The sequence below is a fragment of the Crossiella sp. S99.2 genome, assembly GCF_023094165.1.
Taxonomy (GTDB): Bacteria; Actinomycetota; Actinomycetes; order Mycobacteriales; family Pseudonocardiaceae; genus Crossiella.
Genome location: NZ_JALMDK010000005.1, coordinates 425,769 through 440,256, shown reverse-complemented (window position 1 = coordinate 440,256; position 14,488 = coordinate 425,769). Strand labels below are relative to the sequence as shown.

General features: G+C 71.9%; 17 protein-coding genes. 12 read left to right on the top strand and 5 right to left on the bottom strand.

What is annotated here, in order from left to right; genetic code table 11:
* Positions 1 to 8: 8 nt before the first annotated feature.
* Positions 9 to 1,040: a cell division protein ZapE gene (gene zapE / locus MZC64_RS21790; RefSeq protein WP_247758527.1), complete on the bottom strand. Its 1,032-nt coding sequence runs from the start codon at positions 1,038 to 1,040 to the stop codon at positions 9 to 11.
* A gap of 29 nt (positions 1,041 to 1,069) precedes the next feature.
* Entirely contained in the window at positions 1,070 to 1,354 is a 285-nt protein-coding gene (locus MZC64_RS21785; RefSeq protein WP_247758528.1) for a hypothetical protein, read from the bottom strand.
* Positions 1,355 to 1,500: 146 nt separating this feature from the next.
* On the opposite strand from MZC64_RS21785, the gene MZC64_RS21780 reads away from it, so the two are divergent.
* From MZC64_RS21780 to MZC64_RS21725, 12 genes are all read left to right on the top strand, one after another.
* A complete protein-coding gene (locus MZC64_RS21780; protein WP_247758529.1) occupies positions 1,501 to 2,262 on the top strand; it encodes a pyrimidine reductase family protein in 762 nt (253 codons plus the stop codon).
* The gene (locus MZC64_RS21775; protein ID WP_247758530.1) at positions 2,259 to 2,801 is read left to right on the top strand and encodes a sigma-70 family RNA polymerase sigma factor; all 543 of its coding nucleotides are present in this window, start codon (positions 2,259 to 2,261) and stop codon (positions 2,799 to 2,801) included. The genes MZC64_RS21780 and MZC64_RS21775 overlap by 4 nt, the downstream gene beginning before the upstream one ends.
* Entirely contained in the window at positions 2,798 to 3,385 is a 588-nt protein-coding gene (locus tag MZC64_RS21770; protein WP_247758531.1) for a hypothetical protein, read from the top strand. The genes MZC64_RS21775 and MZC64_RS21770 overlap by 4 nt, the downstream gene beginning before the upstream one ends.
* A 95-nt stretch (positions 3,386 to 3,480) precedes the next feature.
* Positions 3,481 to 3,945, top strand: coding sequence for an Asp23/Gls24 family envelope stress response protein (locus MZC64_RS21765; RefSeq protein WP_247758532.1), 465 nt, complete (start codon positions 3,481 to 3,483; stop codon positions 3,943 to 3,945).
* Entirely contained in the window at positions 3,945 to 4,232 is a 288-nt protein-coding gene (locus MZC64_RS21760; protein ID WP_247758533.1) for a hypothetical protein, read from the top strand. Before MZC64_RS21765 ends, MZC64_RS21760 begins: the two co-directional genes overlap by 1 nt.
* 6 nt (positions 4,233 to 4,238) lie before the next feature.
* The gene (locus MZC64_RS21755; RefSeq protein ID WP_247758534.1) at positions 4,239 to 4,517 is read left to right on the top strand and encodes a hypothetical protein; all 279 of its coding nucleotides are present in this window, start codon (positions 4,239 to 4,241) and stop codon (positions 4,515 to 4,517) included.
* Between the two features lie 17 nt (positions 4,518 to 4,534).
* Entirely contained in the window at positions 4,535 to 4,714 is a 180-nt protein-coding gene (locus tag MZC64_RS21750; RefSeq protein ID WP_185010704.1) for a hypothetical protein, read from the top strand.
* Positions 4,711 to 5,064, top strand: coding sequence for an Asp23/Gls24 family envelope stress response protein (locus MZC64_RS21745; protein ID WP_247758535.1), 354 nt, complete (start codon positions 4,711 to 4,713; stop codon positions 5,062 to 5,064). The genes MZC64_RS21750 and MZC64_RS21745 overlap by 4 nt, the downstream gene beginning before the upstream one ends.
* Before the next feature lie 4 nt (positions 5,065 to 5,068).
* A complete protein-coding gene (locus MZC64_RS21740; protein WP_247758536.1) occupies positions 5,069 to 5,602 on the top strand; it encodes a DUF6286 domain-containing protein in 534 nt (177 codons plus the stop codon).
* Positions 5,599 to 6,195, top strand: a complete 597-nt coding sequence (gene amaP / locus MZC64_RS21735; protein WP_247758537.1) for an alkaline shock response membrane anchor protein AmaP — start codon at positions 5,599 to 5,601, stop codon at positions 6,193 to 6,195. The genes MZC64_RS21740 and amaP overlap by 4 nt, the downstream gene beginning before the upstream one ends.
* A 40-nt stretch (positions 6,196 to 6,235) precedes the next feature.
* The gene (locus MZC64_RS21730) at positions 6,236 to 7,324 is read left to right on the top strand and encodes an ATP-dependent DNA ligase (protein ID WP_247758538.1); all 1,089 of its coding nucleotides are present in this window, start codon (positions 6,236 to 6,238) and stop codon (positions 7,322 to 7,324) included.
* A gap of 149 nt (positions 7,325 to 7,473) precedes the next feature.
* Positions 7,474 to 9,036, top strand: coding sequence for an alpha/beta hydrolase (locus tag MZC64_RS21725; protein ID WP_247758539.1), 1,563 nt, complete (start codon positions 7,474 to 7,476; stop codon positions 9,034 to 9,036).
* Between the two features lie 234 nt (positions 9,037 to 9,270).
* Here the strand turns inward: MZC64_RS21725 and meaB are convergent, their stop codons facing one another.
* Genes meaB through mutA form a run of 3 tightly spaced genes read right to left on the bottom strand, consistent with a single transcriptional unit; the run spans position 9,271 to position 14,344 of the window.
* Positions 9,271 to 10,278 carry a methylmalonyl Co-A mutase-associated GTPase MeaB gene (meaB, locus tag MZC64_RS21720; RefSeq protein WP_247758540.1) on the bottom strand — a complete coding sequence of 336 codons (1,008 nt, stop codon included), beginning with the start codon at positions 10,276 to 10,278 and terminating at the stop codon, positions 9,271 to 9,273.
* The gene (gene scpA, locus MZC64_RS21715) at positions 10,278 to 12,491 is read right to left on the bottom strand and encodes a methylmalonyl-CoA mutase (protein ID WP_247758541.1); all 2,214 of its coding nucleotides are present in this window, start codon (positions 12,489 to 12,491) and stop codon (positions 10,278 to 10,280) included. The genes meaB and scpA overlap by 1 nt, the downstream gene beginning before the upstream one ends.
* On the bottom strand, positions 12,491 to 14,344 hold the full coding sequence (gene mutA, locus MZC64_RS21710) for a methylmalonyl-CoA mutase small subunit (protein WP_247758542.1): 1,854 nt from the start codon (positions 14,342 to 14,344) through the stop codon (positions 12,491 to 12,493). Before mutA ends, scpA begins: the two co-directional genes overlap by 1 nt.
* Between the last annotated feature and the right edge of the window lie 144 nt (positions 14,345 to 14,488).

Sequence of the window (14,488 nt, the reverse complement as noted above, 5' to 3'; positions counted from 1 at the left end):
CGAACCCTTTACCGGTCCGCGGCCGCGGAATCGCGCGAAAGGGCGACCAGCCGGGACACCGCGCGCAGGTATTTCTTGCGGTAACCGCCACGCAGCATCTCTTCGGTGAACAGCTCGGAGAGCGGCTGCCCGGAGACCACCACCGGGATCGCCCGGTCGTACATCCGGTCGGCCAGCACCACCACCCGCAGTGCCACGTCCTGGTCCGGCACTGCGTGCAGCCCACGCAGGTGCACCGCGCTGACCCCGTCCAGCAGCCGCCCGTACCGGGACGGGTGCAGCGTGGCCAGGTGCGCGCAGAGATCGTCAAAATCGTCCACAGTGGACCCGGGCCGGGCCGCGGCCAGCGCGTCGAGTTCCCCGGCGGCCACCGGTTCCGGCGCGGGCGGCAGACCGCGGTGCCGGTAGTCCGGGCCGTCCACCCGCACCACGGTGAACTTGGCCGACATCGCCTGGATCTCGCGCAGGAACTCCTCGGCGGCGAACCGGCCCTCGCCGAGCTTGTCCGGCAACGTGTTGGAGGTGGCCGTGACGAACACCCCGGCGCTGGTCAGCTCCTGGAGCAGCCGGGTGACCATGGTGGTGTCGCCGGGGTCGTCCAGCTCGAACTCGTCGATGGCCAGCAGCCGGTGCCCGGACAGGCTGCGCACCGCCTCGGCGAACCCGAGCGCGCCCACCAGGTGGGTGAGTTCGACGAAGGTGCCGTAGGCCTTGGGCCCCGGCACCGCGTGCCACACCGAGGCGAGCAGGTGCGTCTTGCCCACCCCGAACCCGCCGTCCAGGTACAGCCCCGGCTTGGCCACCGCGGCCGGTTTGCCACCGAAGAGCCCGCCGATCCAGGACTTGCGCGGCGGCCCGACAAGCACCCGGCCGCAGAACGCCTGCCCCGCTTCGACCGCGGCGGCCTGGCTGGGCTCCTCCGGGTTGGGCAGGTAGGTCTCGAACCGCACCGCGTCGAACCGGGGCGGCGGGACCATGGCCGCGACCAGGTCGGCCGGGTCGATCTCCGGACGACGATCGGCCAGGCGCGCGCTCGACATTCCGGCAGCGTAACCGGCGTCCTCAAGGCTCAGTGCAAGGCCGCCCACAGCAACAACTGCCCCGCCAGCGCCGCCACCAGCAGCCCCAGCAACGCCGCGGCCACCCCGGTCGGCACCGGCCGCCGCACCGCCATCCGGTCCAGCAGGGCCAGCGCGATCCCGCCGACCACCAGCCCGCCCAGCGCCACCGCCACCGCCACGAGCAGCCCGAACGCGGGACTCAGTCCCAGCGCCCCGGCCGCGCAACAGGCCAGCAGCACCGCGGCCGCCGGCAACAACGAGTCCGATCGTTTGGTCCGCCTGGTCTCATCCACGGGCACCGCCCCCGACGTCAGTGTCGAAACCTCTCACCCTGGATACGAGCAAAACACGGCCCCCGGACCGGGCACCGGTGGTCCTTGTCACATCGTGACCTGAGCCCACCGAGCACACCGGTCGCGCCGCGTGCTCAGATAGAGCCGTGGACTGGCTCTGGCCCTCGGACTCCCCCGCCGTCGCGACCCCCGCGGACGCGAGCGGGCTGGAAGCGCGTTACGCCTACCCCGAGGACCTGGCGCGGCCCTGGGTCCGGGTCAACTTCGTGTCCAGTGTGGACGGTGCGGTGACCGTGGACGGGCGTTCGCGCGGGCTGGGCACCGAGCTGGACAAGGAGATCTTCCTGCTGTCCAGGGATCTGGCCGATGTCATCCTGGTCGGGCTGCGCACCGCGCTGATCGAGGGCTACGCGGGGGCGAAACCCGGGCCGGCGCGGCAGGCCCGGCGGGCCCGGCACGGGTTGTCCGCGACGCCGCCGATCGCGCTGGTCACCGCGAGTTGCGCGCTGGAGCCGGAGTCGCCGTTGCTCACCGACACCCGGGTGCCGCCGATGATCTTCACCTGCGCGAGCGCGCCGGAAACCCGGCGCAGGGCGCTGGCCGAGGCGGGCGCCGAGGTGGTGCTCACCGGCGAGGACGAGGTGGACCTGACCCGGGTGCTGGCCGAACTGGACCAGCGCGGGTTGCGGCGGGTGGACTGCGAGGGCGGGCCGACGCTGTTCGGCTCGATGATCGCCGCCGGCCTGGTGGACGAGCTGTGCCTGACCGTCTCGCCGCTGCTGGCCGCCGGGGACGCGGCCCGGATCGCGCACGGCGCGCACCCGGACCGCCCACTGCCGCTGCGCCTGGTCTCAGTGCTGCACGAGGACCACGCGTTGTTCCTCCGCTACCTGCGGGACCTACCGTGACCAGGGCCGACACCGATCTGCTCGCCGCGGCGGCACGCGGGGACGACGCCGCCTTCGACGACCTGGTCCGGCGGCACACCACCCGGATGTACCGGATCGCGCTGCGCATCGTCGGCGATCCGGCCGAGGCCGAGGACGTGGTGCAGGACGCCTGGGTCTCGGCCTGGCGGGGGCTGGCCAAGTTCCGCGGTGAGGCCGCGCCGACCACCTGGCTGTTCCGCGTCGTCACCAACACCGCACTGGCCCACCTGCGCAAACGCCGGCCGACCGTGCCGTTGGAGGGCACCGCCGAGCCGGTGATGACCGATGTGGCCGCCGATCCGGAGCGGGCCGCGCTGCGCAACGAGCAGACCGATCTGGTGCTGCGCGCCATCGCCACCCTGGAACCCAGCCAGCGGGTGCCGCTGGTGCTGCGTGAGCTGGAGGAACTCAGCTACGAGGAGGTCGCCGAGGTCCTGGACGTGCCGGTGCCGACATTGCGCTCGCGCCTCTACCGGGCCAGGGTGGCCTTGCTCGCCAAGTTGGAGGAACTGCGATGACCGGAGCTGACGCGGTCCTGCCGTGCGGCCGTCTGCGCGGCGACCTCCTCGCGCTGGTCGTCGACGGCGAACTGGAACCCGCCGACGCCGAACTGGCCGCGCATGCCCGGGACTGCCCGCACTGCCAGGCCGAACTCGGCGCGCTGGACGGCCGCTGGGGCGCGGTCCGGGCCGCCGCCCAGGCGCCGGTGCCGGTGCCGGACGGGCTGGCCGCCCGGATGCTGGCCGGGGTGCGCGGACTGCGCGGCACCTTCGCCGCCGCCGACGCCGAACTGGACCAGGGCGACGGGCGGCTCACCGTGTCCGCGCGCGCGGTGCTGACCCTGGCCCGCCAGTTCGCGGTGGACGCGGTGCACGAGCTGCCCGGGGTGCACCTGCGCGGGCTCACCGGCGACGGCGCGGCGATCACGGTGGCCATCTCGGTGCGCTACGGCGTGGCCGCCGACCTCACCGCGCTGCGGCTGCGGCAGACCCTGCGTTCCCGGCTGGCCGAATCACTGGACGCGGCCGCGCCGGAGGTGATCGTCGAGGTGGTGGACGTGCTGCCACCCCGACCGGGTATCGGACTTCCCCAGTTCGAGTGACAAACCGCGATGCGGTGGAGCCAGCGGGCATCCGAACCGATGTCAGGTGCAGGACGAACACCCTGACGTCGTAGCCGATGCGAAGGAGTCCCCCCATGGCGCAGTCCACCACCGCCGAGTCCGTGCCCGCCGCCCGCGGCGGTGCCACACCGGCCCGGTTGGCCGATGACACCTCGCAGGGCAAGACCACCATCTCCGCCTCGGTGGTGCAGAAGATCGCCGGCATCTCCGCCAGGGAGATCTCCGGGGTGCACGCGATGGGCGGCGGGGTCTCCCGCGCGTTCGGCGCGCTGCGCGAGCGCATTCCCGGCGGCGGCACCTCGGCCACCTCGGGCGTGCAGGTGGAGGTCGGGGAGAAGCAGGCCGCGATCGACCTTGACATCGTGGTCGAGTACGGCGCGTCCATCGTGGACCTGGCCAAGGCGGTGCGCCGCAACGTGATCACCGCGGTGGAGCGGATGACCGGCCTTGAGGTGATCGAGGTCAACATCGCGGTCAACGACATCCGGCTGCCCAGCGAGGACGACGAGGCCGGGCCGGACGGCTCGCGGGTCGAGTGATGGCCGCCGAACTGGCGGACCGGATCGCCGAGGTCGTGCTGACCCACCCGAGTGTGGTGGCCCTGCACGGCGGCGCGTACGGCGCGGTGCTGTCCTACCTGCCCGGTCGCAAGGTGATCGGCGTGCGCAGCACCGGCGCCGGTGAACCGGTGGAGGTGGGCGTGGTGCTGCGGATCGGCGAACCGCTGCCCGAGGTGGTCAGCGAACTGCGGAACCGGGTGCGTCAGGTGACCGGCGCGGTGCCGGTGGACATCACCGTGGTCGACGTGCTGGAGCCCGGCGAGTAGGAGCCGATGGTGCACACCGGCGGCGAGCCCCCGGCGGACCGGGCGGCCTTCCGCGAGTTCGTCCGGCGGCACCATCCCGATGTCGGCGGCGATCCAGCCGTGTTCGCGGCCGGGGTCGAGGAATACCGGCGACGGCAACGAGAACTAGGCGAACCAGTGTCCGAAGTGGACGAACGGTTCGACGGGCCGGTGGAGTTCGTGGTGACACCGAGGGGAATCCGCGGTATCGCCACCCGGATCGGCCGGTGGCGAGCCAGACGCAAACGCCCGCCCCGGGTGAGCTAGCGAAAGCAGGTTCGATGATGAACGGCACCCAGACCGGCCTGCTGGCCGGGCTCGTCCTCGGCGCGGCAGGCGCCCTCGGCGGGTTCACCGCCTTCCTGATCACCCTGCTGGTCGGCGCGATCGGCCTGGTCGTGGGCCGGGTCCTGGACGGCGAGCTGGACCTCGGCGAGCTGATCGGCCGCGGGAAGGACCGGTGAGCCAGGACGATCCGGGCGAGCGCGGCGGGCTGAGCATCGACCCCGGCGTGCTGCGCAAGGTGGTCGAACACAGCGCCGACGGCGTGCCGGGAACCCTGCGCGTGCCCAGGAAACTGGCCGGGCTCGGCCTCGGCGAACACGGGTCGAGCGCGCGGATCACCCTATCTGGCAACGAGATCGATGTGCGACTGGATCTCGCGCTGTGCTACCCCGCACCCGTCCGGTCCACTGTGGACGCGGTGCGGGTCGCGGTCGGCGAGGAGGTCGAGCGGATCACCGGGTACCGGGTGCGCGTGGTCGATGTGACCGTCTCCGCGCTGCTGCCGGAGACCAGGGCGAGGGTGGAGTGAGACGATGCGGCTGATCGTGCGACTGCTGTCGACCCTGCTCGGGCTGGCCCTGGCCGGCGCGGGCGGCCTGCTCGCGGTCGAATTCGCCTGGGCCGCCTGGAAACCAGGGCAGCACGCGCTGGTGCCGTGGCGGGACTGGGCGGACCGGCTCGGCTCGGTGGACTGGACCGCGACACCGACCCGCCTGGTCGCGGGCGGGCTGGTGCTGCTCGGGCTGATCCTGGTGTGGGCGGCCACCGGCGCGCGGCGGCGCGATGTGCGACTGGCCGATCCGGCGCCGGAGGTCACCGTGACCACCTCGCCGCGTTCGCTGGCCCGCCTGGTCGGCACCCGGGTGCGGGCGCAGGACGGGGTGCACGCGGCCACCGTGACCGCGTCCAGGGCGAAGGTCCGGGTGCGCGCGTCCAGCCGGTTGCTGGCCAAGGACGAGTTGCGGCCCAAGGTCCTGGAGGTCACCCGGACCGTGGTCACCGACCTGCCGCTGCCGCGCACGCCCAAGGTGTCCGTGGTCGTGGCCTCGCCGAAGGAGCGCCGATGAGCACCCGATCCGCGGCCGCGGTGGCCCGCTCCGCCCGCGCCGAACGCGTGCTGACCGGCGGCGCCGGAATCCTGGCCATCCTGCTCGGCGCGGGCGCGCTGGTGCTCGGCCTGGGCTGGCTGGGCACCGGCCGGGCGGCCCGGCCGGTGCTCGACCCGATGATCCGGGACTGGCTGCTGGCCAACCGGCCCTGGGTGCTGGGCGTGGGTATCGCGCTCGGCGTGCTGGTGTTCGTGCTGGGACTGCGCTGGGTGGTGCGCTCGCTGCGGCCCGAGTCCCGCCCGGACCTGCGGCTCGACGGCACTGGACCGGGGCGGGTGACGATCACCGCGGCCGCCTTCGCCGAGGCCGTGCGCACCGACGCGGCCCAGGTCACCGGGGTCAGCCGGGCACAGGCGCGGCTGGTCGGCAGCACCGAGCGGCCCGCGTTGCGAGTGCAGCTGTGGCTGGCCGAGGGCACCGATGTGCGCGCGGTCTGGCAGCAGCTGGACGAGACCGTGCTCAGTCGCGCCCGGGAGTCCCTCGGCGTGACCGCGCTGCCCACCGCGGTCCGCCTGGAACTGGACAGCGCCCGCCGCCGCCGGGTCAGCTGAACCGCTGCGGTCCCCGCCCCGAGCAGTCATGATGGCCCGCATGACGCTGCCGCTGACCCCGCCCGTCCAGCCCATGCTGGCCAGCCCGGTGGACGAGGTGCCCGACCGCGACGGCCTGCTGTTCGAGCCGAAGTGGGACGGGTTCCGCTGCGTGGTCTTCCGCGACGGCGACTCGGTGTTCCTGCAGTCCCGCTCCGGCAAGGACCTGGCCCGCTACTTCCCGGAGGCGGTGGCCTTCCTGCGCGCCGAACTGCCGGACCGGGTGGTCCTCGACGGTGAGCTGGTGGTCGAGGTGGGCGGTGAGCTGGACTTCGACGCGCTGACCGAACGCATCCACCCGGCGGCCAGCCGGGTCACCCTGCTGGCCGGGCAGAACCCGGCCAGGTTCATCGCCTTCGACCTGCTCGCCCACGGCGACGAGGTGCTGCTGGAGCTGCCCTTCACCGACCGGCGGGCCCGCCTAGAGGCACTGTTCACACAGGTCAAGGGCGATCGGGTGCACCTGACCCCGGTGACCGCCGAGGTGGCCACCGCCCGCGAGTGGTTCACCCTGTTCGAGGGCGCCGGGCTGGACGGACTGATCGCCAAGCCCGCGGCCGCGCCGTACGCGCCGGGCAAACGCACCCTGGTGAAGATCAAGCACGCCCGGACCGCGGACTGCGTGCTGGCCGGCCTGCGCTGGCACGTCAAGACCGAACCGGGCACCGCGGTCGGCTCGCTGCTGCTCGGGCTCTACGACGACCACGGCGTGCTGCACCACGTCGGCGTGATCGGCGCCTTCCCCGCCGCACGCCGCAAGGCCCTGGTCGAGGAACTCGCCGAACTACGCGAAGGCGCCGAGGACACGCACCCTTGGCTGACCGGCGAGTCCGAGGGCCAGCGCCTGCCCGGCGCGATCAACCGCTGGCGCAGCAACGAAGCCACCTGGGTCCCCCTGCGACCGGAACGCGTGGTCGAGATCGCCTACACCCAAACCGAGGGCGGCGCCCCCGCCCGCCTGCGCCACAACGGCCAATTCCTCCGCTGGCGCCCCGACCGCGAGGCCGCCTCCTGCCGCTACGACCAACTCGACCAGCCCGCCCGCTACGACCTCGACTCAGTCCTCGCCGGCCAAGTCAAACCCGCCTGACCCACCCCCACCCCGCGTGTTGGCCGTTCTTGTACACCAGTTTGGCCGTTGTCGTACGCCACGTTGGCCGTTGTGCGCGTTCACCCGGGCCTCACCCCGGGCGTGCCAAGCTACGACGAGCCTGCCACCGGACTTTGGGGAGATCATCAGTGCCGCGCCGTCGAGCCTCCATCAGCGTCGGCGCGATGGCCGTGGTCTCCGCACTGACCCTGGCCGCCTGCGCGGTCGGCCCCTCGGACCGGCCCGCGGTCGCACACGACGGCGCCAGCGCCGGTGGCCCAGGGCAGCCGACCACCTCCGCGCCGCAGAAGCCGATCCCGCCGCTGACCGACCCGCAGGACAGCGCACTGTCCTGGACGGACTGCACGGACACGGTCAACCGCAAACTCGGTGGTGTCAACGGACTCCGGGTGGGCTGCGCGAAGCTGAGCACCACCCTGGACTCGCCGACCCGGCCCGGCCGCGGCAGCAACCGGGTCCAGCTGACCAAGATCGGCGACGGCAAACAGCCCCTGGTGGTGCTCAACGACGCCCTCGGCGAACCCGGTTCGCTGTACGCGGTGCGGCTGGCCGCGCAGCTGCCCAAGGAGATCCTGGACGTCTACCACCTGATCGGGGTGGACCGGCGCGGCACCGGCGACTCCGACGGCGTGCGCTGCGTCAACCAGCCCTCGCGCACCGCGATGGTCGGCTTCGACCCCTCGATCACCGACGCCGCCACCCTGGGCCAGCTGCTGGACACCACCAGGGACGCCGCCCAGGAATGCATGCTGGACCTGGACGAACAGCTCGGCGCCTACGACACCTGGCGCACCGCCAACGACATGAACTCGCTGCGTGAAGCACTCGGCGTGCCCCGGCTCAACGCGGTCGCCCGCGGCGACGCCTCCCGGGTGCTGACCGCCTTCGCCGAACGGTTCAGCAACGAGGTGGGCCGGTTCGTGCTGGACGGCTCCCCCGATCCCAGCGTGGACGCGGTCGGCCAGGCCGAGGCCCGCGCCTCCGGCCTGAAGGACACCTTCGCCGCCTTCACCGCCGACTGCGCCACCCGCGGCTGTGCCCTGGGCGCCAGCCCCGACCAGGTGGTCACCGCCCTGCTGGACAAACTGCGCACCCAGCCGGTGCGCGGCCCCCGGCTCACCTTCCAGGCGGGCACCGCGTTGCGGGCCATCGCCGCCGGCCTGGCCGACCGCCCCCGCTGGCCCGAACTGGCCGACGCCATCGTCAAGGCCAGGGACGGCGACGTCAGCGGCCTGGAAAGCTTCGTCATCCCGCTGTGGAACGGCCCCGACCGCGACATGATCAGACTCGACGGCGGCCTGGTGACCACCTGCAACGACACCACCACCAGGGTCGACCCGGCCCGCGCGGCCACCCTGGCCCAGGAGTGGTCGGCCAAGTACCCGATCTTCGGCGCGATGAGCGCACACGAGCTGGCCTGGTGCATGCCCTGGCCCGTTCCCGCCCAGCCATTGCCGGTGCCGAGGGCGCCCGAGGCACCGCCGATGCTGGTGCTGGGCACGGAAAAGGACGCGATCACCCCGTTGCCCGGGACGACGAAGACGGCGGAGGCCCTAGCGTCGGCGGTGCAGGTCAACTGGCAGGGCGCCGGTCATGGCGCGTTCGCGAAATCGGCGTGCGTGAACGAGGCGAGCAGGCTGTTCCTGGTTGAGGGCAAGGCCCCGACGAACGGAACGGTGTGCCCCCCGTGACCGGGTGACACACCGTTCGGCTCGGTTGATCAGCAGTCGGTTTAGTCAGCAGTTGGGGCAGCAGTTGTCCCCGCAGCCGGTGCACTTGGCGCAACAACCACAACCTGCCATAGCAGCCTCCGATGATCGCATGCTGTGCCTGCTCAACTACGGTAAGCAACTTTCGTGTTCAGTTCGTACCGCCAGCAGCGTGACGGCGGCGCACAAACCGGTGACTTGGCAGCCGGCCTTGCCTCAGTCCAGGTCAGCCTTGCCCGGTCCGGCCTGAAAAGTCTCCAGAATCCGTTGTGCCGCCTGGGCCGGAGTCATCGTGCCCTCGGCCACCTGGCTGGTCAGCTCCGGCGCCAGCTCCCGCACCCCCGGATGCCCGTGCAGGTCATGCAGCAACCGGTCGTGCACCATCGCCCACGTCCACCCCAGCAACTGGTTGCGTCGCTTGGCATCCAGGTCCCCGCTGGCGGAAAGCTGGTCCCGGTGGCGGACCACCTGGGCCCAGACCTCGTCCACGCCCTGGTTGTCCCGGGCGCTACAGGTGAGCACCGGGGTGTCCCAGGTGGAATCCGGGGCACGCAACAGCCGGAGCGCACCGGCGAGTTCCCGGGCGGCGCGGGCGGCTTCCTTGGCGTGGTCGCCGTCGGCCTTGTTCACCGTGATGACGTCGGCGAGTTCCAGGACGCCTTTTTTGATGCCCTGCAACTGATCGCCGGTGCGGGCCAGGGTCAGCAGCAGGAAGGTGTCGACCATGTCGGCGACGGTGACCTCGGATTGGCCCACCCCAACGGTTTCCACCAGCACCACGTCGTAACCCGCGGCCTCCATCACCACGATGGTTTCCCTGGTCGCCTTGGCGACCCCGCCCAGGGTGCCTGCGGTGGGGCTGGGGCGGACGAAGGCGTTCGGGTCGGCGGAGAGGCGGGTCATCCTGGTCTTGTCGCCCAGGATGCTGCCGCCGCTCTTCGTCGAGGACGGGTCGACGGCCAGTACCGCGACGCGGTGGCCCTGGGCGGTGAGGCTGCTGCCCAGGGCGTCGATGAAGGTGGACTTGCCCGCGCCGGGGACACCGGTGATGCCGGCCCGCCTGGCCTTGCCCGCGTGCGGTTGCAGTTCGGTGAGCAGGGTCTGCGCGGCCACCCGGTGGTCGGCACGCCGGGATTCGACCAGGGTCACCGCGCGGGCGACCCAAGCGCGGTCGCTCGCGAGCACTCCTTCGGCGTACGCGCCGATGTCGATGGGACCGCGCATCAGCTCTGCTGGCGGTCGGACAGGACCTGCAGCAGGTCCATGGCGGCGTCGGCGATCACCGTGCCCGGCGGGAAGATCGCGGCGGCCCCGGCGGCGCGCAACTCGTCGAAGTCCTGGGGCGGGATCACGCCGCCGACCACGATCAGGATGTCCTCGCGGCCCAGGGTCTCCAGCTCCTGACGCAGCGCGGGCACCAGGGTGAGGTGCCCGGCGGCCAGGCTGGAGACGCCGACGATGTGCACGTCGGCCTCGATGGCCTGCAGCGCGACCTCGGCCGGGGTCTGGAACAGCGGACCCACGTCCACGTCGAAGCCCAGGTCGGCGAAGGCGGTCGCGATGACCTTCTGGCCGCGGTCGTGCCCGTCCTGGCCCATCTTGGCGACCAGGATCCGCGGCCGGCGGCCCTCGGCTTCCTCGAACGCCTCGGCGGCCTTGCGGGTGCGGTCGATATTGCTCACCGCCCCGGCCTCCTCCCGATAGACCCCGGAGATCACCCTGATCTGCCCGGAATGCCTACCGTAGACCTTCTCCAGCGCGTCGGAGATCTCGCCGACGGTGGCCTTGGCCCTGGCCGCGTTGATGGCCAGCGCCAACAGGTTCTGCTCCAGGCCCGGTCCGCGCCTGCCCTCACGCGCGTCGCCCGCGGCCTTGGTCAAAGCGTCCAAAGTGGACTGGGTTTCGACGCTGTCGCGTTCCGCGCGCAGCCGGCGCAACTTCTCCACCTGCTGGGCGTACACGCCCGCGTTGTCCACCTTGAGCACCTCGATCGCCTCATCCGCGGTCACCCGGTACTTGTTCACCCCGATCACCGGCTGCCGCCCGGAGTCGATCCGCGCCTGGGTGCGGGCCGCGGCCTCCTCCACCCGCAGCTTCGGGATGCCCTCGTCGATGGCCTTGGCCATCCCACCGGCGGCCTCGACCTCCTCGATGTGGCTCCACGCGCGGCGGGCCAGGTCGTAGGTGAGCCGCTCCACGTAGTTGCTGCCACCCCACGGGTCGATCACCCGCGTGGTGCCGGATTCCTGTTGCAGCAGCAGCTGGGTGTTGCGGGCGATGCGCGCGGAGAAGTCGGTGGGCAGTGCCAGCGCCTCGTCCAAGGCGTTGGTGTGCAAGGACTGCGTGTGGCCCTGGGTGGCCGCCATCGCCTCCACACAGGTGCGCACCACGTTGTTGAACACGTCCTGCGCGGTCAGCGACCAGCCCGAGGTCTGCGAATGCGTGCGCAGGGACAGGGATTTGGCGTTCTTCGGGTCGAACTGCTTGACCAGCCTGGCCCACAGCAACCGGGCCGCGCGCAGCTTGGCGACCTCCATGAAGAAGTTCATGCCGATGGCCCAGAAGAAACTCAGCCGCGGCGCGAACGCGTCGATGTCCAGCCCCGCGTCCCGGCCCGCGCGCAGGTACTCCACCCCGTCGGCCAGGGTGTAGGCCAGCTCCAGGTCGGCGGTGGCCCCGGCCTCCTGGATGTGGTAGCCGGAGATGGAGATCGAGTTGTACCGGGGCATCTTCTGCGAGGTGAAGGAGAAGATGTCGGAGATGATCTGCATCGAGGGCTGCGGCGGGTAGATGTAGGTGTTGCGGACCATGAACTCCTTGAGGATGTCGTTCTGGATGGTCCCGGCCAGCTGCTCCGGCGCCACCCCCTGCTCCTCGGCGGCCACGATGTAGAGCGCCAGCACGGGCAGCACCGCGCCGTTCATGGTCATCGACACGCTCATCTTGTCCAGCGGGATGCCGTCGAAGAGCTGGCGCATGTCATAGATCGAGTCGATCGCCACACCCGCCATGCCGACATCGCCGGGCACCCGGGGGTGATCGCTGTCGTAACCGCGGTGGGTGGGCAGGTCGAAGGCCACCGACAGGCCCTTCTGCCCGGCGGCCAGGTTGCGGCGGTAGAAGGCGTTGGACTCCGCGGCGGTGGAGAAACCCGCGTACTGGCGGATGGTCCAGGGCTGGTTGACGTACATGGTCGGGTACGGCCCGCGCAGGAACGGCGCCATGCCCGGGTAGGTGCCCAGGAAGTCCAGGTCCGCGGTGTCCGCGGCGGTGTAGAGCGGGTTGACCGCGATGCCCTCCGGCGTGTCCCACACCAGGTTCTCGGCGTCCTTGCCGGTGGCCTCGGCGAGCGCGGAGCGCCAGCCCGCCGGATCGGTGGCGGCGCTCGGACTGCCCAGCCCGACCTGGCCGAAGTCCGGGATCAGGTTGCGCGGCATCAGAAAGCCACCCCCAGTTCGGAGAGCGTGCCGCGGAGGACGCCCAGCGCGTCACACCCGGCGAAGATGTAGTCGTCGATCCCGGCGGCCTTGTCGCTCTCGGCCCGATCACCGGGCTTGCCCGCGAGCCAGATCCGTTGCGCGCCAGCGGCTTTCAGGGCCTCAGCGATCGGGGCGGCGTGCTCGGCGTAGGCCTTGTCGTTGCCGCACAGGCACACCACGCTCGCGCCGCTCTCCTTGAACGCGGCCGCGATCTGCGCGGCGTCGGTGCCCGGCCCACTGTCCGGGGTGGCGATCCCCCCGGCCTGGAACAGGTTCCCGGCGAAGGTGGACCGCGCGGTGTAGGCCGCCACCGCACCAATGGTGGCCAGGAAGACCGTGGGCCGCTGCGACGCGTTGTCCGCCGCGGTACGCAGGTCCTCGAAGTCCTGGGCGTAACGCACCCGCGGCAGGCCGCCGGTGCGCGGAGCCGGATTCGGCTGCCGGACGGGCAGCTTCTCGGTCAGGTTCGGGAACTCGCTGACGCCGGTGATCGCGTCCTTGCGGTGCGCGATCCGCTTGGCGCGCTTGGCCTGGGTGGCGGTGAGCCGGGACTCGATCAACCCGTCGGCCAACGCGGTCTCGAACCCGCCGGCGCGCTCGATCTCGGTGAAGAAGGCCCAGGCGGCGGTGGCCAGGTCCTCGGTGAGCCGCTCCACGTACCAGGAGCCGCCGGCCGGGTCGATCACCCTGGCCACGTGCGATTCCTCCACCAGCAGCGACTGGGTGTTGCGGGCGATCCGCCTGGCGAAGTCGTCCGGCAGGCCGAGGCAGGCGTCAAAGGGTTGCACAGTAACGGAATCCGCGCCGCCCACGCCGGCACCGAAGCAGGCCAGCGTGGTGCGCAGCATGTTCACCCACGGGTCGCGCGCGGTCATCATCGCGGTGGAGGTCACCGCGTGCTGCCGCTGCGCCGGCGCGCCTGCCTGGCAGACCTCGCCGACCCTGGCCCACAGCCTGCGGGCGGCGCGGAACTTGGCGATGGTCAGGAACTGGTCCGCGGTGGCGGCGTAGCGGAACTCCAGCTGGCCGAAGGCGGCGTCGATGTCCAGCCCGGCCTCGGTGAGCGCGCGCAGGTAGGCGGTGGCCACGGCCAGCGAGACACCCAGCTCCTCCGCGTCCGAACCGCCCGCGTCGTGGAAGACGGTGGCGTCCACGGTCAGCGTGCGCAGCCCCGGGTACTTCGCGGCGACCCTGGCGGCCAGCGCCGCGGCGGCGGCCACCTCGGTGTCCGCGCCGGTGCGGGCGCGCAGGCCGAGCGGGTCGGCGCCCAGGTTGCCGGTGAGTTCGGTGTCGGCCACCCCGCGCTGCGTCGCCAGCGCGAACAGCGCCTCCGCTGCCGCTTCGGTCTCCGCGCCCGCGTCCAGCACGATCGGCGCCAGGTCCAGGTAAACCCCGTCCAGCACCTGCGGCAGCGCGGCGATCGGCAGCGCGTCCCCGCCCAGGGTCAGCCAGAGCGAGCTGACCCCGCTCTCCAGATCGGCCAGCACGGCCTCGCGGGCGGTGGCCGGATCGGGGTGGCTGTGCCGCTGCCGGATGTCCCAGCCGCCGGCGACCGCGCCCTCCGGCCTGCTGCCCCTGGTGTAGGGCGCCAGACCGGGCAGGCCGGTCTCGGGGGCGGCGTCGTCCCGGGTGTAGAGCGGGTTGACCTTGATGCCGTCATATGTGGTGCGGGACAGCCTGGATTCCGGGTACTCGGGCAGCTCTGTCACGCCGGATTTGCGGAGCACGCCCGCGACCAGCTCACGCCACTGCTCCAGCCCAGGCTGCGGGAACTCCGCGGCCAGGGAGAGCTGCTCGCCAGGCAACGTCATGCAGCGGATCGTAGTCAGGATGCGCCGCCTGAAACCCCTAGTCGTGGGCGGACCCACCCCTGACTTTTTCAGTCATCGGATGACTGGGGTGCGGTTCAGGTCCGTGAACTGGGAATACCCCAAACGAATCCTGCCCAAGTTCGG

Excerpts from the sequence above, each read along its gene's own strand:
- mutA (WP_247758542.1), bottom strand. The coding sequence starts at position 14,344 with ATGACGTTGCCTGGCGAGCAGCTCTCCCTGGCCGCGGAGTTCCCGCAG.
- MZC64_RS21755 (WP_247758534.1), top strand. The coding sequence starts at position 4,239 with ATGGTGCACACCGGCGGCGAGCCCCCGGCGGACCGGGCGGCCTTCCGC.
- MZC64_RS21740 (WP_247758536.1), top strand. The coding sequence starts at position 5,069 with ATGCGGCTGATCGTGCGACTGCTGTCGACCCTGCTCGGGCTGGCCCTG.
- zapE (WP_247758527.1), bottom strand. The coding sequence starts at position 1,040 with ATGTCGAGCGCGCGCCTGGCCGATCGTCGTCCGGAGATCGACCCGGCC.
- MZC64_RS21765 (WP_247758532.1), top strand. The coding sequence starts at position 3,481 with ATGGCGCAGTCCACCACCGCCGAGTCCGTGCCCGCCGCCCGCGGCGGT.
- MZC64_RS21770 (WP_247758531.1), top strand. The coding sequence starts at position 2,798 with ATGACCGGAGCTGACGCGGTCCTGCCGTGCGGCCGTCTGCGCGGCGAC.
- MZC64_RS21750 (WP_185010704.1), top strand. The coding sequence starts at position 4,535 with ATGAACGGCACCCAGACCGGCCTGCTGGCCGGGCTCGTCCTCGGCGCG.
- MZC64_RS21730 (WP_247758538.1), top strand. The coding sequence starts at position 6,236 with ATGACGCTGCCGCTGACCCCGCCCGTCCAGCCCATGCTGGCCAGCCCG.
- scpA (WP_247758541.1), bottom strand. The coding sequence starts at position 12,491 with ATGCCGCGCAACCTGATCCCGGACTTCGGCCAGGTCGGGCTGGGCAGT.
- MZC64_RS21760 (WP_247758533.1), top strand. The coding sequence starts at position 3,945 with ATGGCCGCCGAACTGGCGGACCGGATCGCCGAGGTCGTGCTGACCCAC.
- amaP (WP_247758537.1), top strand. The coding sequence starts at position 5,599 with ATGAGCACCCGATCCGCGGCCGCGGTGGCCCGCTCCGCCCGCGCCGAA.
- meaB (WP_247758540.1), bottom strand. The coding sequence starts at position 10,278 with ATGCGCGGTCCCATCGACATCGGCGCGTACGCCGAAGGAGTGCTCGCG.